Raw genomic sequence first — 19962 nt, 5'->3', positions numbered from 1 at the left:
TTCATTTCACAAGGGAAGCAGGACAAGACGTGGTTACATTTAAGTACAATCAGGAACGATTGTTTCGGGATGACCCGGACCTGCACCTCCTCTATTGGGGGAAGGAAGATTGCGCTCCCGGGCATTCCGCAGGACCAGGGGTCCGAGATGTATATAAGATTCATTTTATTCACAAAGGAAAAGGTAGGCTTCAGGTTGGAGATCAAACGTACTCATTATCTTCGGGCCAAGCCTTTCTGATATACCCGCAAATCATCACCTTTTATGAAGCGGATCGCTTAGATCCCTGGACATACTCTTGGGTAGCCTTTCATGGAGCACAAGTGGAATCGATCCTGTCTCGTACCCGACTGTCTCCGGAGCAGCCTATTATTCCGATGGATTGGAAAGTTATGCCCGGGCTATCTGATCAACTAACGGAAGCCTCCTCCCAGGAGGTAACCCGGGATTTAGCAATAAAAGCTTTGATGTACGAGTTTTTATCAGTCCTGGTGAGTGTAGTCCCAGCTTATCCTACAGCACAGACGAATCCGAAAAAGCAGGATGAATACGTTCTTCAGAGTATAGAGTTTCTCCATGCCCATTATAACGAAAATATTACAGTAAGCCAGTTGGCTTCCTTTCTGGGATTGGACAGAAAATATATATCCGTCTTATTCAAGGAGTCGGTAGGCATACCGCCACAGCAGTACCTTCTCCGGTATCGGATTGACAAAGCTGCTGAATTGCTTGAGAGAAGCAGCTACTCCATAGGAGAGGTGGCAAGCTCTGTTGGATACAAGGACTCGCTTTTATTTTCAAAAATGTTCAAAAAAATGAAGGGTGTTTCACCAAAGCATTATCGGCTTCTTCTCATTGATTCAGACATTATTCCATAAAGTTCATCCTTGATGACATTGGATTTGTGGTAGTTGTCCGTTACAATGTTATTAATTTCTTAGAGGAGGTACATATTATGGGGTATTTGGCAGATCCACAAAGATACGACAAGATGACATATAGGTATTGCGGAAACAGCGGGTTAAAGCTTCCGGCTATTTCATTGGGGCTTTGGCATAATTTTGGAGGTATTGATTCCTTAGAGAATGGAAGAACTTTGGTTAGAAGGGCGTTCGATTTAGGAATTACCCATTTGGACTTGGCCAACAATTATGGCCCCCCTGCGGGATCGGCAGAGGAAACCTTCGGTAAATTGTTAAAGGATGACTTGGCCGCTTACCGCGATGAGCTGATCATTTCGACTAAGGCTGGTTATTACATGTGGCCAGGACCGTACGGCGAATGGGGCTCCAAGAAGAGCTTGGTCGCCAGTCTGGATCAAAGCTTAAAACGGATGCAGCTGGATTATGTGGATATTTATTACCACCATCGTCCGGATCCAAATACACCGCTGGAGGAAACGATGGCGGCGCTTGATCTCATTGTGAGACAAGGAAAAGCGCTGTATGTGGGAATCTCCAATTACCAGGCCAAGGAAGCGCGTGAGGCGTCACGCATATTGAAGAGATTGGGTACGCCGTGCCTGATTCATCAGCCTAAATATTCCATGATGTCCAGATCTATAGAGAACGGATTGCAGGATGTGCTGGAAGAGGAAGGCATTGGCAGCATTGCCTACTCACCATTAGAAAAAGGGATTCTAACAGATCGCTACATTAACGGGATCTCGCCTGATTCACGTGCTGCAGGACCCAGTGTGTTCCTGAAGCCGGAGGATATTAATGAAGAGCGGGTATTAAAAGTAAAAGAGTTAACCGTGCTGGCCACAAATCGTGGGCAAAAGCTTTCCCAGATGGCATTGGCTTGGGTGCTGCGCGGAGGTCGGGTAACTTCTGCTTTGATCGGGGCAAGTAAAGTAAGCCAGATCGAAGATGCTGTTGATGCGTTGCGTGTGCTTGATTTCACCGAGGATGAGCTGTCACGCATCGATGCTATTTTGAAATAAATATCAAGTTAATTACAAAACGAAACGGCTGCCCCAAAGGAGACGTTTCGTTTTTTGTTGTAGCCATATAAAGGTAACTTGGAGTTAACGGCATATACTTCATGATATTTACCTGCTGTTGTTCCAACGATTTTTGCGGATATATTGAACTAAAATAATTTTGTATACCATATACAATAAACCTTATATTTTACTTGAAAGTATGTTAATATACTAATGGATGCGCTTTCAAATTATTTTTAAAAGTAGAATAGACTTTAAATATCATAAAGAGGGGGTGGAAGCAAGGAAATGATGGATAACTGAAGACATCTTGTTAAAGATATTTTGTTTAAGTGAGAAAACATAACACATATATCCCCCGTTAAATCATTGAAAAGTCGTAATATCTAATAAATCAGAAAATAATTGTATACCAAATGCCATAAAACCCTATTAAGATCTAATAATCTGTGATACAATTCGTTTGAAAGGCAAATAATCGCTGAAACGAGGGATGTCAATGATTACAATCTCGCATTTGATGTATGCTTTAGTGACAGTAGGAGTAATATTGGTAATGTTATTTCGACGAGGTGTAATCATTCCGACGTTGGTTGGAACCTTCCTGATTGGATGGATCTACAAGGGGAGTATAGTCAGCGGATTTCAAGCGGTATACAATGCCAATTTGACGGCAGCCAAGGAACTTTTCACAATTTTTCTGATTATCACTTTTATGGTTGCTCTATTGGCATCACTTCGCGATATCGGTGCGGACAGGCGAATGGTGCAGCCGATCCAAAAGCTGATGGTGAACGGTCACATTGCATTTTTTGTACTGGCATTAGTCACCTATGTAATCTCGCTGTTCTTTTGGCCTACCCCTGCAGTCCCGCTAATCGGAGCGCTTTTGATCCCTGCGGCGATTCGTGTTGGACTTCCGGCAATGGGAGCGGCGATGGCGATTGCTCTTGCTGGACAAGGGATGGCATTATCTTCGGACTATGTTATGCAGGTCGCACCGATGCTGAGCGCCAAGGGGGCGGGTTTACCTACAGCTCTGGTTGCCGATAAAGCGATGATATTATCGTTGATAACCGGTGCTGTGTCACTGGGTGGAGCTTATTTGCAGAATCGTAAAGCGATTCGTAAGCCTGTTACGACCGAGCTTCGGGATAAACAGGCGGCTGCGATTAAAACTCAGATGAGCAATGAATATTTGGAAGCTGCAGCAGCTATCGAAACGGTTGATCCTACCGTCCATCGGTGGTCAAAGTTTTTTTCCATATTGGTTCCGTTGTCGATGCTCGGCGTGATCGTGGTCATGGCAGCAAGTAAATTCGGGGGCACAAGCATGGGAGGCTTCGAGGGAGGAGATGGGGCTGCTTTTATCGGTGGTGTGGCGGTCATCCTGCTTATTCTATCCTGTACGGTGTTTTCCAAATTCAAGGCTTTGGACAATATTAGTGAGCATCTGATCGAAGGCTTTGTGTTTGCTTTTAAAGCGATGGGACCTGTTATTCCGATTGCGGGATTTTTCTTTCTTGGCAACGCCGATTTCTCCAAAAGCATCCTGTCGCTGGGCGAAGGTGTAGCGGCACCCGCTTTTCTCTATGATCTGGTTATGTCCATTCAATATGCAATTCCTTCTAATAGCTTCATAACTGCATTTGGTATTCTGGTGATTGGGATCATTGCCGGACTGGAAGGCTCGGGATTTTCCGGACTGCCGTTAACAGGATCATTATCTGGTGCATTAGCACCTACGGTGGGTATGGATCCTTCGGCTTTGGCTGCAATCGGACAGATGGGCTCCGTATGGTCAGGCGGAGGAACGTTAATTGCTTGGTCATCACTCGTTGCGGTTGCGGGCTTTGCAGGTGTTTCTGCGATTGATCTGGCCCGCAAAAATTTCCTGCCTGTCATTATTGGACTCTCCGTATCAACGATCATAGCTATTCTGGTTTGGTGATAAGCAGTGGTTGGGATTTTCCAGTTAAGGCTTAGCTTGAAGCCTGATTGTCCTTGGGATTAACGGATAACAGATGAGGAATGATTTCCTGACTGGCCTTGACCAAGATCCGGCTGATGACAGCGGCCATTTCGTTAACAAAGGTTAAGCTTGTATGCTCCATAACCTTATGATTGAGAGGGCCATGATTATTAATGATGCCTTTAATATGGATATGGCCGATGGCATGCAGCTGTTTGCCAAGTCCGGCTCCGGGACCAAGCGGTTCTTCTACCAATTGAAGCGTGCCGATTTTGTAAAATTGACCCAGACATGCATCAACGGCGATGATGTAAGCCTGGCTGTGCCTGTTGGCGATATAGGATAAGGTTCTCTGTAAATTCAGCGCATGAACCGGCTTATCCAGTGTACCGTAAATATGGACATGACGATTGCCTTCGAGTCGTTCGAACAATCGGCTCCCGACAACGGGGCCTAAGGAGTCCCAGGAGTAACGGTTTGTCCCGATGCAGACGACGACGATTTCCGTATAGTCGGTTTTTTTGGAAAAATGCTTGATCAATGCCTCCGATAAAAAGGCTGCTGATTTCTTATCCAGATAGTGGATATGATGCAGCATGTGCACGCACCCGCTTCCTTGTAAATAATCTCTATAAATCATAAACCAATTCACAACAAATAACAAAAATACATGTGAGTGTTTATTATTTATGGTATACAATGAACAATATATCATATAATGAGAGGAGGTTAAAGCAATGGCAACATCTTACTGTTTAACACAGATGACATGGCCGGAGGTTGAGCAGGCTCTTACAACAGTGAAAATAGCGATTATACCACTCGGAGCTCATGAGCAGCACGGGCCGCATATGGTTGAAAGCTGTGATGCCGTTCTTGCAGAGGAAATGGGTAAACGATTAACCGAGCGGTTATATCCGGAAGCTATTCTGACACCTACTATTAATATGGGAATATCGCCGCACCATATGCATTTTCCCGGTACAATCTCTCTGGAGCCGACTACATTAATTGCCATTTTGAGAGATATGATCAAATCGTTACAGCATCACGGCATTCAGAAGTTTCTTATTTTGAATGCTCATGGAGGTAATCAGGCTACGTTAGGGGTAGCCGTTGAGATGCTTACAAGGGAGCTCGATACTCAGATTTATTATGCCAAAACGACGGCATCAGCCAAAGATGTGATGGATCGAAGGCTGGAATCCAAGCTGTATGGGCATAGCTGCGACCGCGAGGTTTCCGAGGCCATGTATTTGGCGCCGCAGCTGGTACGGCCGGATAAGCTGGAAAAAGCCGATTTGACGGAGGGCAAATGGAAAAAGCTGCGTCCTGGCCAGGTGCTGCAAGGCTTTTACTATTATGAGGAAATGACGCGCAACGGATGCCTTGGTGATGCGACCAAAGCCACCCGGGAGATCGGAGAGGAAATTGTCGAGACGGCCCTGGAACGCTTAACCACGGCTGTTCAAGACATGCTGTAAATATGAAACAAGCTATTTTCATTGGAGCTATCGCTGCTTATCTGGTCTCGGTTGTATATCCGAGCGACCTCCTGAAATGGACCATTTCTATAGTAAGCTTATGTATAGTACTTATGGTGTTTGGCTCTGTCAAGCGGTTTGTCCAAGGATTAGGCATCGTATTTCTGGTGACGGGCATGAGTTTGTTAGGGGTACATAGGGCGCCTTGGAGCAGCTATATCCTTGGCTTTGGCAATATGCTTAATATATTAAGCTTGTTCGCCCTCATTCCGTTAATTGCTCTTCCGATTGAATTAGGGCAATATGCATTCCGGGTGCAGCATAGGATTCAAAGCAAAATCAAGCATTCCGGGGTGCTGTACGCGATTACATCGCTTATGTCTTATATATTAAGCTCCTTTATGAATGTGGCCACCCTGCCTATGGTATACCATACGATTCGTCCTGCACTGGACTTGTATCCGATCGAGAAGAAAGAAAGATTTATTAGCAGAGCAATCACACATGGCTACAGCATGCCGATTGTGTGGACGCCGGTGGCGCCGATTGTCGGGGTAATCGTGGAAATGACGGGCGTTCGTTGGAGCTCGATTTTGCCGATCATGATCCCGTTCAGCTTACTCGGCCTTGTCCTGGATTGGTTTATGGGACAACGGGTTGCTAACCGCCGGGCCAGACTGATTGGTCAACTGGCTCTGGATGAAACCTCTGCTGTCCGTGAAAGTGCGGTCGAGTCTGGCTTGCAGCAGCTGGAGGAGAACAAGAAGAATCATCCCATGCACATTATTGCTGCGATTATCGTATTTAATGGTCTGCTTTTTGTGCTGGAAACCTTTACGTCGTTCAGCTTTCTACTTCTGGTGTCTATGTTGGTGATTCCTTTTGCTTTTCTATGGTCTTTGCTGCTGGGTAAAGGAAAAGCTTTTATAGTTGAAGGTAAAGCGATGCTGTCCGAGCATTTGCTGAAGATGAGGGAACAGTTTTTTGTCTTTTTGAGTGCTGGTTTCCTGATTGCTTCTATTCAAGCTACGGGTGCAGGACATGAGATTAACCTATCGATCATAGCGATAAAAGATTTCATAGGAGCCGATATGTTTCTATTGTGTATTCCCTTGATTCCGCTTGCTCTCGCCTTTATCGGCTTGCATCCTGCTGTAGGCTTGGCCTTAACGGCGGAGTCGCTGAATCCGCAGTCCTTGGGGATTTCTGTCGAGCTAACCGCTATTGCAATGTTGACCGGGGCGGCGACTGCCTTTCTCATGGGTCCCTATAATGCAACCGCGGGAATGATGTCCAGTCTGACAAGTGAGAGTCCGTACCAAATTTCCAATTGGAATGTGCCGTTTACAACGGCTTATATACTACTGGCAATGGTGCTGCTGCTGGCCCTGAAAAATATGGGTTGACAGATAAGCCCAGACAGTCAATAATAAACCTATAACAAATTTGGTATACAATATACCAAAACAACAAAACTACCATCTTACAATTTGAGAGGAGAATTACCCATGACACAAACCGCAACGAAGTCCCGCTTAATGAACAAAGAGGAATTCCGCACTGCTTTGGAACAAGCAATTGAAGGTAACGCTGTTGCTAAGGCTCCTTTTACAATCATGTGGGCGAATGGTGAGTTGAAGAAAGAACATTTTGCCAGATGGGTTGAACAGCATTACGCATACGTTGGTCCATTTGCTGAATACCTGGCTTATATATTTGCTAACTGCCCGCATCAGGATGCGAGAGATTTTTTACTGCAAAACATGTGGGAAGAGGAGTTGGGCGGCGATCGTCATACGGATTTGCTGATCCGCTTCGGTGAAGCATGCGGTACAACAAGGGAACGTGTGGAGTCGATGGAGCACCTGCTTCCAGAAACGATCGGCCTGCAATCCTGGTGCTATCGGATGGCTTTCAAGGAAAACTTTTTATTCGCTACTGCGGCACTGGTTGTCGGCCTGGAATCTCAGGTGCCTGCCATTTACCGCCGACAAACACCGACGCTTCGTGAAGAGTACGGGTTTACTGATGAAGAAGTGGAATTCTTCGATCTGCATATCGTGTCTGATGAAATTCACGGCGAACGCGGTTATCAAATTGTGTTGGAATATGCCAAAACACCGGAGGATCAACAGCGCTGCATCGCCATAGTGGAAGAAGCAACGAAAATGCGCAGAATGTATATTGCAGCGATATCCCGTGAATTCGGATTAGGATAAGCATGAATATAAGTAAGGAAGGAGATTGTTATGGCGATTGAAACGGCAGTACAAACCTTCAAAAACTTAATTGATGGACAATGGGTGGACTCGATAAGCGGGGACACCTTCATCAGTACGAATCCGGCTCAGGTCACAGATATTGTTGGACGGTTTCAAGCCTCTGGTGAGGAGGATGTACAGCAAGCGATGGAAGCTGCAGCACGCGCTTTCCAGACCTGGCGTTACACGGCTCCAAGCAAACGGGCGGAAATTTTGTATCAAGCAGCGGATTTGCTGGAAAAGAATCTGGAGCTGTACGCGGAGGAGCTGACTCGTGAGGAAGGCAAGACGTTGGCCAGCAGCCGGATGGAAGTGAAACGCTCCGCCCAGACCTTGCGCTATTACGCTTCAGAGGGCTTGAATGTAGCCGGAAGTACGCTGCCTTCAGATGATCCAACAACTTTTGTGTATACAAGAAAAGAACCTTTGGGTGTTGTCACTGTGATTACCCCGTGGAACTTTCCCATTTCGATTCCCGTACGCAAGATCGCCCCGGCCCTGGTCACTGGCAACACCGTAGTGTTCAAACCAGCCTCCGATACGCCGCTCATTGCTTTCCGTCTCGTTGAGGTGCTTCATGAGGCAGGCTTGCCGGCAGGCGTACTTAATTTCATAACCGGTTCGGCTTCACAAACGGGGAAACCATTGGTTACACATCCAGCAGTCAAAGCGGTAACCTTTACAGGCTCCACAGGTGCCGGGGAGAAAATCAACCAATCGGTTCGTTTATCAACGCGTGTACAGCTGGAGCTGGGCGGGAAAAACCCGCTTGTCGTCCTCGAGGATGCTGACCTTGATCAAGCGGTTGAATTGGCTATCAAAGGCGGCTTCGAATTGACGGGTCAGGCTTGTACGGGTACCAGCAGGGTCATTGTGATGGATGCTGTGCATGAGCTGTTTGTAGACAAATTGATTGCCAAGACGGCGTCGCTGACCATAGGAAATGGAATGAACAAAGGGATTGAAATCGGACCTCTGGCCAATAAAAGTCAATTGGACAATGTATTGGATTACGTCAATATCGGCAAGTCAGAAGGAGCCGAGCTGGTGTATGGTGGTGAGCATCTGAGCGATGGCGAATACGCAAACGGCTATTTTGTAAAACCGGCGATATTCACTAATGTGACACCGAGGATGAGAATTGCTCAGGAGGAAATATTCGGACCCGTTATATCAGTTATTCGTGTACAAAGCTTCAAAGAAGCCATCGAGGTTGCCAATGACATCGAATTTGGGTTATCTGCGGCAATTTGCACAACCGATCCGAACCGTGCTCAATACTTTACTCAGCATATCGAGGCTGGCGTTGTGAAGATTAACCGACCGACAACAGGCGTTGCCTATAACGCGCCATTTGGCGGGATGAAAATGTCCAGTACGGCCACCTACCGGGAGGCGGGACGTTCCGCAGTCGATTTCTACCTGCAGGAAAAAACAATCTATAATGGCACTCATAATATCGAGTAAAACGTAGAACGCATTCAAAGACAGACGCGTATGGAGGAATCGGATGAAATCCGTGTTGAAGCTGGAACTCGAAGAAGCGAAAGTGATGATGGAAGCGGCCAAGCAGGCTGCGGTCGATGCCAAAGCGCTGGAAACGATCTGTATTGTTGACGATGGCGGGTACGTCATTGCGTTGGAGCGGATGAACGGCGGCCGAATTACCGGTCCGGAAATCGCTATTGCCAAAGCTTTTACCGCAAGTGGACATAAGCGTTCAACCCATTTATTTAATCAACCTGGTGGACCGGCAACGACTACAGGGGAAGCATTCGGCATTCATGCGATGCTTCCTGGCAAATTCGCTATTTTTGTCGGGGGCTTCCCGATTGTAGTGAATGGCGAGGTTGTGGGCGGCGTGGGTATTAGTGGCGGTAATGGAGAGCAGGATACGGCTGTGGGTGTGGCGGCACTGAAGGCGCTGCAAAGCTATTTGGGCAACGAATATGAAGTGATTACCGTAGCAGATATCAAGAAATAAACGGCAGTGAGGCCAGAAGCGCCCTTGAGCTGGCAAGAGGTGACAACAGCTTTGGCCTGGATTCAGCTGCAGATGGAGGTGCTTCGATGCCCATTGTGAAATTACATCACAACGATCAAGTGTATCAACAGGAAGTCAGTGCGAACAGCAATCTGGTTGTTTTAGCGGGAATCAAAAAATTTCCTTATCTGAAATATGGCTGTGGAATGGGGAAGTGCACCAAATGCACGGTCAAGGTTTTAGCTGGGGGAGAGGGACTTCCTGAACCGAACTGGAAGGAAAAGAAAATGCTGAACGGCAAGCTGGAGGAAGGTTTTCGACTTTGCTGTCAGTTGTATATTCACGAAGATGTGGAAATTACTCAGGAATGAGCTCATGATAAGCTGGCTTGCGTTGCAACATTAACAACAGCCTGAGGAGGTTTAGTGCTTGCTGCAGCCTAACGGACGAATCGAAGCGAAGCTGGTAGAATTGAATATTGAATTAGAAGCCGCTCCCAAGCCAAGTGGCAATTATGTACCGTATACGATGGTGTCTCCGTTGATCTACTTGAGCGGTGTCACCCCCAAAGCAAATGGCGTGCTGAAATATAAAGGTAAAATCGGTCAGGATTTAACGAAGGAAGAAGGCTATCAGGCAGCACGTCAATGTATCATTAACCAACTGGGCACGCTGCGTTCGGCACTCGGAGATTTGGACCGAATCGTCAGTATTGTGAAGCTGGAAGGCTTCCTCAATGCAGGTTCAGATTTCCACGAGCTTCCTTACGTGTTGAATGGCGCTTCTGACTTATTGGTCGAGGTGTTCGGCAGCGCAGGTGTTCATGCACGCTCGGCAATAGGGGTTGCCTCGTTACCAGGTGGTGCTGCTGTTGAAGTGGAACTGATTGTTCGTTATGAATGATGATAAGTGGAGGTAATGACAATGAGTGAATTTATTTTGGTGTCCACCACAGAACGTTACCGTACGGTAACCGACAATCCGAATCTGGAGAAGGTCGCCGACTACGAATACTATTTTTTTGGAAAAAAGAAGACAACCTTCTCGATATGCCGGATCAAAAGTCAGGATGCGAGAATTGTCATTCAAGGTGTGTCCGAGGTGTTTGCCGACAATAGCATTCCGTTAAAGGTATTTCCTAAGTTCGAAACGACCGCCGAGATCGAAAAGGAAATTTATGAGCTGGATCAGGATGAGGAAAGTAAAATTCTCAAGGTATAAGCATGACGATACGGTAAAAGCAATGAAGGTGTGCAGGAGATGATAAGCCTGCCCTTTGTTGCTTTTTTTTGCGATGTAAATTGAATGTTGGAATTATAATCGTATATCGATTAAACTTAAGGAAATAACCACATGGAGGTATACCAGATGCCAGACACGCCAGTCATATGGAAAGATGAAGAGTTAAGCCCCATACGGGATAAGGTTTACCAATATGTCAAACAAGCCATAGTTCAGGGCATATATAAATCAGGGGAACGCATTATTGAACGTGAGCTGGCGGATCAATTGAATGTAAGCCGTACGCCGATTCGTGAAGCATTATTCAGACTCGAATCGCAGGGCTTTGTCAAAACGCTGCCGCGTAAGGGGGTCGTTGTGTCCAAGCTTTCCCCGGAAGAAATTATTGAAATTTTCACGATATTGGCGGCGCTGGAAAGCCTGGCCATGAAGATGGCGGCGCAAAAGGCGGAGCCTTCCCACCGTGAAGAATTGAGAGTTATTATCGAAGAGATTGATCAAGCGCTGACGAAATCGAATTTTGACCAAGTGGATTGGAAGTTCCATTTTAAAATCAATGATGTCATCTGTCGTGCAGCGCAAAGTCCGAGATTAACACAAATGCTCGACGGGCTGTCCGATTACATCCGGGCCTTTGTCCATTTGGGCTATGAGCTTCCAGGACGGCTGCGTAAAGCTATGGATGAGCATAGGGATTTGGCCAAGGCCGTGTATAACGGAGAGGGAGAGCTTGCCGAAAGCTTGACCAAAATCCATCTGGAAAATTCCAAAAAAGCGTATATGGAAGCACTGGAAAGAGAGTAAATTGAGCATGACAAACAAGAGCAGCAGGGTCCAATTGACCTTGCTGCTCTTAGGCTTGCTTGTTTCTTTATTGAGCAGAATTGGCGATTCGTCTTTGTGCTATTTTGTTTCTGCGTTCGAGATCTGCTTCATCCCAGGCTACTGTAACATCCCCAACGATAAAGGTTTGGCAAGCGAGGCGGTATCCTTGATCAATGGATTCATTGCCTAAACGATCGAGCTCTTTTTTCATGACTTTACTGAGATTCTCCTGTCCATCCACAATTCGTACGCGACAGGTTCCGCATAAGCCGCCACCACATTTAAAGGGGACTGAGCCCTCGTATCGAATGGAGGTTCTTAACAAATTGGCATCCGGCTGTACTTCAATGGTTTTACCTGATGTTAGGAAATGAATAGATGGCATAAGGTATCCCTCCTTCTAAGTATGACTTTATTTTATCATAGTATTTTGGTTTATGGTATACCAAATAAACAAAAAAGAAAAAGGAGACATGTGGTCTCCTTTGTTGAATTAGGGATGTATTACAGGTTGATTTTTCCTTCAAAAATAACTTCGTTCAGAGGACGGCGTGTATTTGGCAATTCGCGCTCCCGCAGACCTTCAGCAAGTGAAAGCTTATCCCCTTGATAGCCAAGTGCGATAACAGCATGAAGCTCCCATGTGCTTGGAATATTCAATGCGGTGCGTGCCTGGTCTCTACTGAATCCGCCAATGGCATGAGTGACCAATCCAAGCAGCTTGGCTTGCAGAGCCAGTGAGCCCCAGGCTGCGCCGCTATCGAAGGCGTGAGCACCGTTAGGATCGCCATTTTCTCTTTTTGTATCGGAGGCTACCAGGATGAGAACAGGGGCCTTGGATGCCCATGAACGATTGAATTCAGAAAGAAAATCATGGAACACAGCGAGCTGCTCATCGGTTTTGGCAACAATAAAGCGCCAAGGCTGGTCATTGAAAGATGAGGGTGCCCAATGAGCTGCTTCCAATAGCGTATGTAAATCTTGTTCAGAAACAGGTTGATCTGAGTATGCACGTGGAGACCAGCGGTTTAGAAATAAAGGTGTAACGGGATACTCGGGCTTGCGGTGTGCTTGAACTTCCTCTGTTGCTTGTTCGAATACAGTACGCTGATCACTCATGAATAATTACCACCTTTTTCGTCGGAATTAACTTATTAAATATATCATACTTACAAAAAGTCCGCAATGCTCAAACGATGTCTTATGGTGATCTATGAGGTAAGCAGCAGAGTAGGGTATTCGGACCCTGCTTATTTCAGCAGAGTGTTTAAAAATGTAACAGGCATCTCTCCAACAGATTATACATTAGGAAAAAGCTGAGACGTTAGCGATCTATACAAAAACAGCCAAATCCTCTCTTGCTCAGAGGGGGATTTGGCTGTTAGGGCTGTCTAATGAACAATCTCTTGCTGCGAACCGATTATATTCAGAATTTCCTCTAAGGACTGCTTAAAAAGCAGGATTTTATCAAATTCCATCTGTTTCATCTCATTGATGATATCTTTGGAGGTTGCGTAGCCGACATATTCTCTTAAATCCATTGTCATTTCTTGGAAGGAATTGCTGTCGTTTTTTAACACGAACATAGGATCACCTCTTGTAGTTTGTAGGACAACAAAAAAACCCAACCATATAGCCATATAATGAGGGTTTGGTTGACCCTTTGGCGGTCTGGCAATCATAGCTCCTTCATGTGGAGCCTTAGACCCATAACTTTGCGTCCTTATTTTTCAATAAGTATGCCATTATCAGTGCTTGTCGAATTATGATGTTATATTCAGAATATCAGGTAATCGTGGAACAGTCAATACATAGTATTATAGACCTATTATCGATTCGATTAGGTATATATGACTATGAATAGTAAAGATGATTTTAATAGTCATAATTACGAATAATAATAAACAAAATTAGAAACCAGGACGGAATTATCCTATACTGTAAGCTACAAATTAATTAGGGGGATTACCGGGACTTCCTATATTACATTCCAAGGATATGGTGAATTGGACGATTGTCAACCGATTTCAACTCGTTTGTGATGGAATCACTTTAAGAAAATGTATAGGATTTTACTTAGATTATTTGAAGGAAATCTGTTATGTTATAGTTAATAGTTTTAGTTCTATTGATCACCTTTTTCTTAAATCCAACGAATCGCGGGGCGATACACATTGCAGAATATACATCATGAGAATGATTTGTTCCTTAATGCTTTCAAGTATGCCCCTATAGGTATTGCGTTGGTTGATCTGGATGGAAAATGGCTTAACGTGAATCCTTCACTATGCAAGCTGCTGGGCTATACGGAACAAGAATTTGAAGCTACCAGCTTTCAGAATATTACGTACCCTGACGATTTGCAAATTGATCTGAATTACCTTCAAGCGACGCTGGATGGCAAGATTACTAGCTACCAGATTGAAAAAAGATATATTCATAAGCAAGGTCATACGGTGTGGGCACTGCTGAGTGTATCGCTTGTTCATAATCAGGATGGGACACCCAAATATTTTATTTCGCAAATTGTTGATATTTCCAAGATGAAGCTCGCCGAAAAGGAAATCAGTGATTTGAACGATACGAATAGAAGTATTCTGGACCATATCTCGGACGCTTTTTATTCGTTGGATGCGGATTGGCGTTTTGTTTATATGAATCAAGAGGCTGAGAAGCATCTGGGCAAAAAAAACGAAGAGTTGAAGGGGAAGGTTCTGTGGGATGAAGTCCCGAAGCTGGAGATGACGGAATACGGCAGCTATTATCGGAAATCCTTCGAACAGAAAATCAAGGTTCAGTTTGAGGAATATATACCAGCCACTGAGGATACGGATGAAAAGTGGCTCGAAACTCATATTTATCCGACTAAGGAAGGGTTGTCCATATATTTTCAGGATGTGACGAAGCGCAAATTAACTGAGGAGAAATTAAAGGGCAGTGAAGAATGGTTCCGAATGCTTGCGGATTACTCGACAGACATGATCACCCGCCATACTCCGAAAGGCAAATGCACGTACGTCTCTCCCGTTTGCAGCACCCTGCTCGGTTTCCAGCCTGAAGAGCTGATTGGAGCCTGGGGGGATTCGCTGCTTCATCCGGACGACTATCCGCAAATCATCTCCATCTATAATGCTATTATGAACACCCAGCAGATCAATACCTTTAGCTTTCGCATCCGCAGAAAAGACGGGGCCTATATTTGGTTTGAATCCACCTGCCAAACGATCCTCGATAAAAGGGGAAAGGTCAGTGAAATTATAGCCGTTTCCAGAGATATTACGGAACGCAAGTCATCGGAGCTCAAGATGCAAGAGGTGAACGAATTACTGATGAGGCTCTCGATGACAGACGGATTAACCGGTATTGCCAACCGACGCTGCTTTGATGAGACGCTGGAACGAGAATGGGGAGTCGCGGCTCGGTATGGTCAGCCGATATCGCTGCTGCTGTGTGATATTGATTTTTTTAAATCTTACAACGATACGTATGGGCATCAAGGAGGCGACGCTTGTCTGCAGCAGGTTGCTCATACCATAAAAAGAGCATTGAAACGGCCCAATGATTTCGCGGCGCGTTATGGCGGCGAGGAGTTTTCTGTGATTTTAACGAATACGGATAAGTTCGGGGCTCACAAGGTAGCGGAGAGAATCAAGCAATGGGTTGAGGAATTACAGATTCCCCATCTTACGTCGAAGGTAAGTGATTTGGTTACGATCAGTATTGGCACAGCAACCTTGATTCCTTCGGCACAGCTTACGAGCAGCATGTTGGTTGAGTACACCGATAAATCGCTCTATATGGCCAAGCAGGGTGGAAGAAATAGAGTGGTAGCCTATGAATAAGCCGAGTATGTAAGATTGTGATCGTGCAGGTATTCGCCTAAAAGCGGATGCCTCTTTTATTTTTTTAGGTTATTCAACTGTGGGTAAGGGCAGACTTTAAAAACAAAACACAACACGACTGTAAAAAAACACATATCGTAACCCATGCAGGAAGGGTAAGATGGGGAAGCCAAACACATTGGTTAATAACATAAGGAATGGGATGGATTGAATGAAAAAAATGCTTGGTACAACATTGGTTGGCATCATGGCAGTCAGTGCAGTTGCAGGCTGTAGTACAGATCAGGCAAGTCCGAAATCTGGCAATGCCGCGAAATCTAATGAGAAACCGAAATTTTCGATGTCGATGGCGACAAGCGGTAATAAATATGCCGAAAAATCAGGTGATATTAATAAGGAAAAATGGGTCAACAAGCTTGAAGAGCTTGCCAAAGTGGATATCGATATTCGAATGATTCCCCTGAAGGATTTTGATCAAAAGATGTCGCTGATGTTTGCTTCCAACGATATTCCTGATGTGGTGCAAAATGTTGGGGGCGCTACAACAAAGGGAATGTCCGGTTCTATTGAAGCTGGTATTTTCATGCCGCTTGACGATTTGTTAAAGCAGTATGCTCCAACTATAATGAAAGCGGTGCCAAAAGAAGCGTGGCAGGAAACAAGCTTTAATGGAAAAATTTATGGTATTCCATCCTGGTTATCCAATCCTTCGCGAAGAGGGCTGTTCATACGGGCTGATCTGTTAGCCAAGACTGGGCTGCCAGCACCGAAAACGGTCGATGACTTTTTGAATGTCATGAGGGCGATGAAAAAGGCAGGCGTGGAAAACCCTTATCAATTGCGGGAAAATTTCAAGTATGCAGATACTATTCTAGGAGCCTATGACGTGCTTCCTTCACAATTCGAAGTGCAGGGCGAGCAGGTAGTACCCAAGTTTTTTGATGTGGAGAATATGACGAAAGCGCTGCAGGCGTACAAAACGATGTTTGATGAAGGTCTCATTCCTAAGGATTTTGCATCAATCAGCTCGACTGAATACGGTAAAAATATCGAAGCCGGCAAAGTTGGTATGTGGTCAGCGAATGCCCAAGGCTTAGCCAACTATCGCAACAAGGCAGCATCTGCAGTGCCGGAAGCGAAGATCGAAATTATCCCTTCACCTCGTGGACCGGAAAACTACGGCGGACATGTGCTCTATTCGAGCATCAATACCTCCTACTACATCAACAATAAGGTTTCCAAGGAGAAGGCGATTGAAATCGTTAAATTCTTTGAATGGATGACGACGCCTGAAGCTGAGAAGTATTTTTCATTTGGGATCGAAGGCGAAACGTATACGATGGATAACGGTAAAATTAATTTCAAGCAGCCGACCACACCTGAAGCGATAGATGAAGATGGATTCCGCAGCATGTTCTGGTTCGTGCATGATACGATCTATAATAAAGCCAGAGAAGAGCTGACGCAGGACGGCCGTGACATGATGAAGTACATGGATACCGTGATTTCCAAGGAAGGTTTAGGTTCCCTGCGGTTTGTTCCGTCGCTTGAGTCGTATTCCCGTTATCCGGATATCGCTCCTCTGGGTGATGATACAGGTCCGAAATTAATTATTGATCATATGGTTAAGATGATTTATGGCAAGGAGCCGATCTCGGATTGGCCAAAAGTTATTGAAGAATACAAGAGCAAGGGCGGCAATGAGATTCTGAAAGAAGCTACAGAGCGCTATAAAAAGAAAAATGGTGTGATCACTGCGGAGAATAGAGGCTAATACAGGCAAGGGGATTGCCTTGGTCATGGAGCCGATTCGGGGAAACGAAGGAGGGATAAGCAATGGAAGTAAGCAGCCCCACAGGAAGCCAGTTAAAGCTGTGGTACGATAAAGCGGCAAAAACCTGGACAGAGGCGCTGCCAATCGGTAATGGACGATTGGGTGGCATGATTTTCGGGACAACGGCTAACGAAAAAATCCAGCTTAATGAGGATACGATCTGGTACGGCGGACCGAAGGATGCGGATAATCCCGATGCCCAGGCCTACCTTCCGGAAATTCGCGAGATGCTCACGGATGGCAGGCAGCAGGAAGCGGAGCATTTGAGCCGAATGGCGCTAATGTCGGGGCCCAAGTATTATCATCCGTATGTACCGGCCGGAGATTTGTGTCTGTGGTTTCTGGATCATAATCGGCCTATAGAAGGATATATCCGTGAGCTGGATTTGGAAACAGCTATTGTGCAGGTGAGCTACAGCATGGACGGTGCTCATTACAGGCGGGAGTATTTCAGCAGTGCCGTTGATCAGGTTATCGTTGTGCGACTGGAAAGTGAGCTCCCGCGGGGGCTCACTTTCAGCGCCAATCTGATGAGGCGTCCCTATGATGCAGGGAGCCGCGCGTTGGGTGATGATACAGTTGTGATGCAGGGCGAATGCGGCAAGGATGGTATTGCTTTTTCCTGTGTGGCTAAGGCGATACCGGAGGGAGGAAGCGTAAAAACCATCGGAGATTTCGTGTCGATTGAGCAGGCTGATGCCGTGACGCTGCTGATTGCAGTCGAATCGACCTTTCGCTCGGCGAATCCGGAGGAGATTTGTTTGCAGCGGCTGGATGCCGCGGCTGCCAAAGGTTATGAAGAATTGAAACGCGGGCATATCGCTGAATACGCTGACAAGTTTAACCGTGTATCGATCCGTTTGACTGGCGAAGAACTGGATACGGAGCAAGAGCAGACGCTGCTGCTGCCAACGGACAGCAGGCTTGAACGAATCAAGCAAGGTGGTGCCGATCAAGGACTTATCGAGATCTTTTTCCAATATGGCCGTTATTTGCTCGTATCCTGCTCGCGCCCGGACAGTCTGGCTGCCAATTTACAAGGAATTTGGAACGACAGCTACAGTCCGCCGTGGGAATCGAAATACACGATTAATATTAATACGGAAATGAATTATTGGCCTGCTGAGGTTTGTGGTTTGCCTGAGTGTCACCAGCCGCTCTTCGATCTGATCGAGCGAATGCGACCAAACGGGAGAAAGACTGCCAAGGAGCTGTATGGCTGCCGCGGGTTCGTCGCTCATCATAACACCAACCTGTGGGGGGAAACACGGCTTGAGGGTATTCTCGTCTCTTCCTCTATATGGCCGCTTGGAGCCGCCTGGCTTTCGCTGCACCTGTGGGAGCATTACCGTTATGGGCTGGATGAGGTATTCCTTGCTGAACAGGCTTATCCTGTCATGAAGGAAGCGGCGGAATTCCTGCTCGATTATATGGTTGAGGATGCACAGGGGCGGTTGATTACAGGACCGTCCATTTCGCCGGAAAATAAATTTATTTTACCGAGCGGTGTGCAGGGGAATCTATGTATGGGTCCGGCGATGGACATGCAGCTGGTATACACCTTATTTACCGCATGTATGGAAGCAGGGAAGGTAACTGGCGATAGTGACGCAGCGTTCCGTCTTCAACTGGAAGCGGCAATTGCCAAGCTGCCCCGTCCGCAAATCGGCAAACACGGCCAAATTATGGAATGGCTGGAGGATTACGACGAGGCCGAGCCCGGGCATAGGCATATTTCACAGCTGTTTGCTTTGCATCCGGGTGAAATGATCGACAAGCATCGAACACCTGAGCTTGCTCAGGGAGCTAGAAGGACGCTTGCAAGACGCTTGGCAAGCGGTGGTGGGCATACGGGCTGGAGCCGTGCCTGGATCATCAACTTCTATGCTCGGTTAGGTGACGGTGACAGCGCTTATGATCACATTTCCAAGCTGTTGGCAACTTCAACATACCCGAATTTGTTTGATTGCCACCCGCCATTTCAAATCGACGGGAATTTTGGCGGAGCTGCCGGGATTGCGGAGCTGCTGCTTCAATCGCATGGCAATGTTCTTGAACTGCTGCCTGCTCTACCTGCGGCTTGGCCAGCAGGTGAAATAACAGGTTTACGGGCAAGAGGAGCCTTCGGGATCGATATTCGCTGGCAGGAAGGACAAGTCCAGCATGCGGTCATCCGAGCGGGTCGATCCGGTTCATGTCGCATTCGAATGAAACAGCCCAGCTTGATCTGTCATGAGGACGGTACGGATGTCCCTTATGTGCTGGAGGATGGGATTGCCGAATTTGCCTGCGAAGCTGGGGCTGTATATTGCGTGCTGCCGATGTAAGGCGGCTGACAGCTGTCGGATGAAAGTCAGTTTTGCTTCGCAAAACATAGCAGATGCTTAACACGCTAGTTTTGCGAAGCAAGCTTTTAAGGGAAGTAAATAATGGAAGTTATTGTAGGTTAATCGGATTGGCATCGTAAAAAAACACAAAACAGATGCAAGTTTCTCCATAGCTTGTGTCTTTGGGTTGCAGTATGCTGAGGTCATGTCAGCTGGGGCTCTATTGTACCTGTCGTCTATACG

Annotated in this window: 20 protein-coding genes and 1 riboswitch; of the genes, 16 read left to right on the top strand and 4 right to left on the bottom strand. The window is 46.2% G+C overall.

Features of this window, described 5'->3' with window-relative positions; translation table 11 throughout:
• Nucleotides 1–29 precede the first annotated feature (29 nt).
• From NST47_RS32655 to NST47_RS32645, 3 genes are all read left to right on the top strand, one after another.
• Nucleotides 30–878: an AraC family transcriptional regulator gene (locus NST47_RS32655; protein WP_341158862.1), complete on the top strand. Its 849-nt coding sequence runs from the start codon at nucleotides 30–32 to the stop codon at nucleotides 876–878.
• 77 nt (nucleotides 879–955) lie between these two features.
• Nucleotides 956–1945 (top strand): aldo/keto reductase, encoded by a 990-nt coding sequence (locus NST47_RS32650; protein WP_341158861.1) that lies wholly within the window; start codon nucleotides 956–958, stop codon nucleotides 1943–1945.
• A gap of 559 nt (nucleotides 1946–2504) precedes the next feature.
• Nucleotides 2505–3899: a hypothetical protein gene (locus tag NST47_RS32645; RefSeq protein WP_445667426.1), complete on the top strand. Its 1395-nt coding sequence runs from the start codon at nucleotides 2505–2507 to the stop codon at nucleotides 3897–3899.
• 31 nt (nucleotides 3900–3930) lie between these two features.
• On the opposite strand, the gene yyaC is transcribed toward NST47_RS32645, so the two are convergent.
• Nucleotides 3931–4518: a spore protease YyaC gene (yyaC, locus tag NST47_RS32640; protein ID WP_341158859.1), complete on the bottom strand. Its 588-nt coding sequence runs from the start codon at nucleotides 4516–4518 to the stop codon at nucleotides 3931–3933.
• 139 nt (nucleotides 4519–4657) lie between these two features.
• On the opposite strand from yyaC, the gene NST47_RS32635 reads away from it, so the two are divergent.
• From NST47_RS32635 to NST47_RS32595, 9 genes are all read left to right on the top strand, one after another.
• Complete coding sequence (locus NST47_RS32635) at nucleotides 4658–5404, top strand: creatininase family protein (protein ID WP_341158858.1); 747 nt, start codon at nucleotides 4658–4660, stop codon at nucleotides 5402–5404.
• Nucleotides 5405–5406: 2 nt separating this feature from the next.
• Entirely contained in the window at nucleotides 5407–6810 is a 1404-nt protein-coding gene (locus NST47_RS32630) for a hypothetical protein (RefSeq protein ID WP_341158857.1), read from the top strand.
• Between the two features lie 102 nt (nucleotides 6811–6912).
• Complete coding sequence (locus tag NST47_RS32625) at nucleotides 6913–7623, top strand: TenA family transcriptional regulator (RefSeq protein ID WP_076233998.1); 711 nt, start codon at nucleotides 6913–6915, stop codon at nucleotides 7621–7623.
• A gap of 30 nt (nucleotides 7624–7653) precedes the next feature.
• Nucleotides 7654–9132 carry an aldehyde dehydrogenase family protein gene (locus NST47_RS32620; protein ID WP_341158856.1) on the top strand — a complete coding sequence of 493 codons (1479 nt, stop codon included), beginning with the start codon at nucleotides 7654–7656 and terminating at the stop codon, nucleotides 9130–9132.
• A 43-nt stretch (nucleotides 9133–9175) separates the two neighbouring features.
• Nucleotides 9176–9649, top strand: coding sequence for a GlcG/HbpS family heme-binding protein (locus NST47_RS32615; RefSeq protein WP_076233996.1), 474 nt, complete (start codon nucleotides 9176–9178; stop codon nucleotides 9647–9649).
• Nucleotides 9650–9735: 86 nt separating this feature from the next.
• Nucleotides 9736–10020 carry a 2Fe-2S iron-sulfur cluster-binding protein gene (locus NST47_RS32610; protein ID WP_076233995.1) on the top strand — a complete coding sequence of 95 codons (285 nt, stop codon included), beginning with the start codon at nucleotides 9736–9738 and terminating at the stop codon, nucleotides 10018–10020.
• Between the two features lie 58 nt (nucleotides 10021–10078).
• Nucleotides 10079–10552, top strand: coding sequence for a RidA family protein (locus NST47_RS32605; RefSeq protein WP_341158855.1), 474 nt, complete (start codon nucleotides 10079–10081; stop codon nucleotides 10550–10552).
• Nucleotides 10553–10573: 21 nt separating this feature from the next.
• Nucleotides 10574–10870 (top strand): hypothetical protein, encoded by a 297-nt coding sequence (locus NST47_RS32600; RefSeq protein WP_240418280.1) that lies wholly within the window; start codon nucleotides 10574–10576, stop codon nucleotides 10868–10870.
• Nucleotides 10871–11017: 147 nt separating this feature from the next.
• Nucleotides 11018–11695 (top strand): GntR family transcriptional regulator, encoded by a 678-nt coding sequence (locus NST47_RS32595; RefSeq protein ID WP_076233993.1) that lies wholly within the window; start codon nucleotides 11018–11020, stop codon nucleotides 11693–11695.
• Between the two features lie 67 nt (nucleotides 11696–11762).
• Here NST47_RS32595 and NST47_RS32590 read toward each other — a convergent pair whose 3' ends face one another.
• Together NST47_RS32590 and NST47_RS32585 are read right to left on the bottom strand one after the other, a co-directional pair.
• Nucleotides 11763–12101 carry a 2Fe-2S iron-sulfur cluster-binding protein gene (locus tag NST47_RS32590; RefSeq protein WP_341158854.1) on the bottom strand — a complete coding sequence of 113 codons (339 nt, stop codon included), beginning with the start codon at nucleotides 12099–12101 and terminating at the stop codon, nucleotides 11763–11765.
• 119 nt (nucleotides 12102–12220) lie between these two features.
• Complete coding sequence (locus NST47_RS32585; RefSeq protein ID WP_341158853.1) at nucleotides 12221–12835, bottom strand: nitroreductase family protein; 615 nt, start codon at nucleotides 12833–12835, stop codon at nucleotides 12221–12223.
• Nucleotides 12836–12901: 66 nt separating this feature from the next.
• On the opposite strand from NST47_RS32585, the gene NST47_RS37240 reads away from it, so the two are divergent.
• Entirely contained in the window at nucleotides 12902–13036 is a 135-nt protein-coding gene (locus NST47_RS37240; RefSeq protein WP_445667425.1) for an AraC family transcriptional regulator, read from the top strand.
• Nucleotides 13037–13107: 71 nt separating this feature from the next.
• On the opposite strand, the gene NST47_RS32580 is transcribed toward NST47_RS37240, so the two are convergent.
• A complete protein-coding gene (locus NST47_RS32580; RefSeq protein ID WP_076233986.1) occupies nucleotides 13108–13302 on the bottom strand; it encodes a hypothetical protein in 195 nt (64 codons plus the stop codon).
• A 76-nt stretch (nucleotides 13303–13378) separates the two neighbouring features.
• Nucleotides 13379–13470, bottom strand: a riboswitch (cyclic di-GMP riboswitch).
• Between the two features lie 420 nt (nucleotides 13471–13890).
• On the opposite strand from NST47_RS32580, the gene NST47_RS32575 reads away from it, so the two are divergent.
• From NST47_RS32575 to NST47_RS32565, 3 genes are all read left to right on the top strand, one after another.
• Nucleotides 13891–15558: a PAS domain S-box protein gene (locus NST47_RS32575; RefSeq protein ID WP_341158852.1), complete on the top strand. Its 1668-nt coding sequence runs from the start codon at nucleotides 13891–13893 to the stop codon at nucleotides 15556–15558.
• A gap of 211 nt (nucleotides 15559–15769) precedes the next feature.
• The gene (locus tag NST47_RS32570) at nucleotides 15770–17332 is read left to right on the top strand and encodes an extracellular solute-binding protein (protein WP_341158851.1); all 1563 of its coding nucleotides are present in this window, start codon (nucleotides 15770–15772) and stop codon (nucleotides 17330–17332) included.
• Between the two features lie 62 nt (nucleotides 17333–17394).
• Nucleotides 17395–19719 carry a glycoside hydrolase family 95 protein gene (locus NST47_RS32565; RefSeq protein WP_341158850.1) on the top strand — a complete coding sequence of 775 codons (2325 nt, stop codon included), beginning with the start codon at nucleotides 17395–17397 and terminating at the stop codon, nucleotides 19717–19719.
• The last annotated feature ends 243 nt before the right edge of the window (nucleotides 19720–19962 follow it).

Source organism: Paenibacillus sp. FSL H8-0034 (assembly GCF_038000305.1).
GTDB lineage: Bacteria > Bacillota > Bacilli > Paenibacillales > NBRC-103111 > Paenibacillus_S.
This window is presented reverse-complemented; position numbering and strand designations above follow the sequence as displayed.

Coding starts and splice junctions, on each gene's coding strand:
- NST47_RS32610 (WP_076233995.1), top strand. CDS start 9,736: ATGCCCATTGTGAAATTACATCACAACGATCAAGTGTATCAACAGGAA.
- NST47_RS32585 (WP_341158853.1), bottom strand. CDS start 12,835: ATGAGTGATCAGCGTACTGTATTCGAACAAGCAACAGAGGAAGTTCAA.
- NST47_RS32635 (WP_341158858.1), top strand. CDS start 4,658: ATGGCAACATCTTACTGTTTAACACAGATGACATGGCCGGAGGTTGAG.
- NST47_RS32580 (WP_076233986.1), bottom strand. CDS start 13,302: ATGTTCGTGTTAAAAAACGACAGCAATTCCTTCCAAGAAATGACAATG.
- NST47_RS32650 (WP_341158861.1), top strand. CDS start 956: ATGGGGTATTTGGCAGATCCACAAAGATACGACAAGATGACATATAGG.
- NST47_RS32620 (WP_341158856.1), top strand. CDS start 7,654: ATGGCGATTGAAACGGCAGTACAAACCTTCAAAAACTTAATTGATGGA.
- yyaC (WP_341158859.1), bottom strand. CDS start 4,518: ATGCTGCATCATATCCACTATCTGGATAAGAAATCAGCAGCCTTTTTA.
- NST47_RS32645 (WP_445667426.1), top strand. CDS start 2,505: ATGTTATTTCGACGAGGTGTAATCATTCCGACGTTGGTTGGAACCTTC.
- NST47_RS32625 (WP_076233998.1), top strand. CDS start 6,913: ATGACACAAACCGCAACGAAGTCCCGCTTAATGAACAAAGAGGAATTC.
- NST47_RS37240 (WP_445667425.1), top strand. CDS start 12,902: ATGCTCAAACGATGTCTTATGGTGATCTATGAGGTAAGCAGCAGAGTA.
- NST47_RS32595 (WP_076233993.1), top strand. CDS start 11,018: ATGCCAGACACGCCAGTCATATGGAAAGATGAAGAGTTAAGCCCCATA.
- NST47_RS32630 (WP_341158857.1), top strand. CDS start 5,407: ATGAAACAAGCTATTTTCATTGGAGCTATCGCTGCTTATCTGGTCTCG.
- NST47_RS32565 (WP_341158850.1), top strand. CDS start 17,395: ATGGAAGTAAGCAGCCCCACAGGAAGCCAGTTAAAGCTGTGGTACGAT.
- NST47_RS32600 (WP_240418280.1), top strand. CDS start 10,574: ATGAGTGAATTTATTTTGGTGTCCACCACAGAACGTTACCGTACGGTA.
- NST47_RS32570 (WP_341158851.1), top strand. CDS start 15,770: ATGAAAAAAATGCTTGGTACAACATTGGTTGGCATCATGGCAGTCAGT.
- NST47_RS32590 (WP_341158854.1), bottom strand. CDS start 12,101: ATGCCATCTATTCATTTCCTAACATCAGGTAAAACCATTGAAGTACAG.
- NST47_RS32615 (WP_076233996.1), top strand. CDS start 9,176: ATGAAATCCGTGTTGAAGCTGGAACTCGAAGAAGCGAAAGTGATGATG.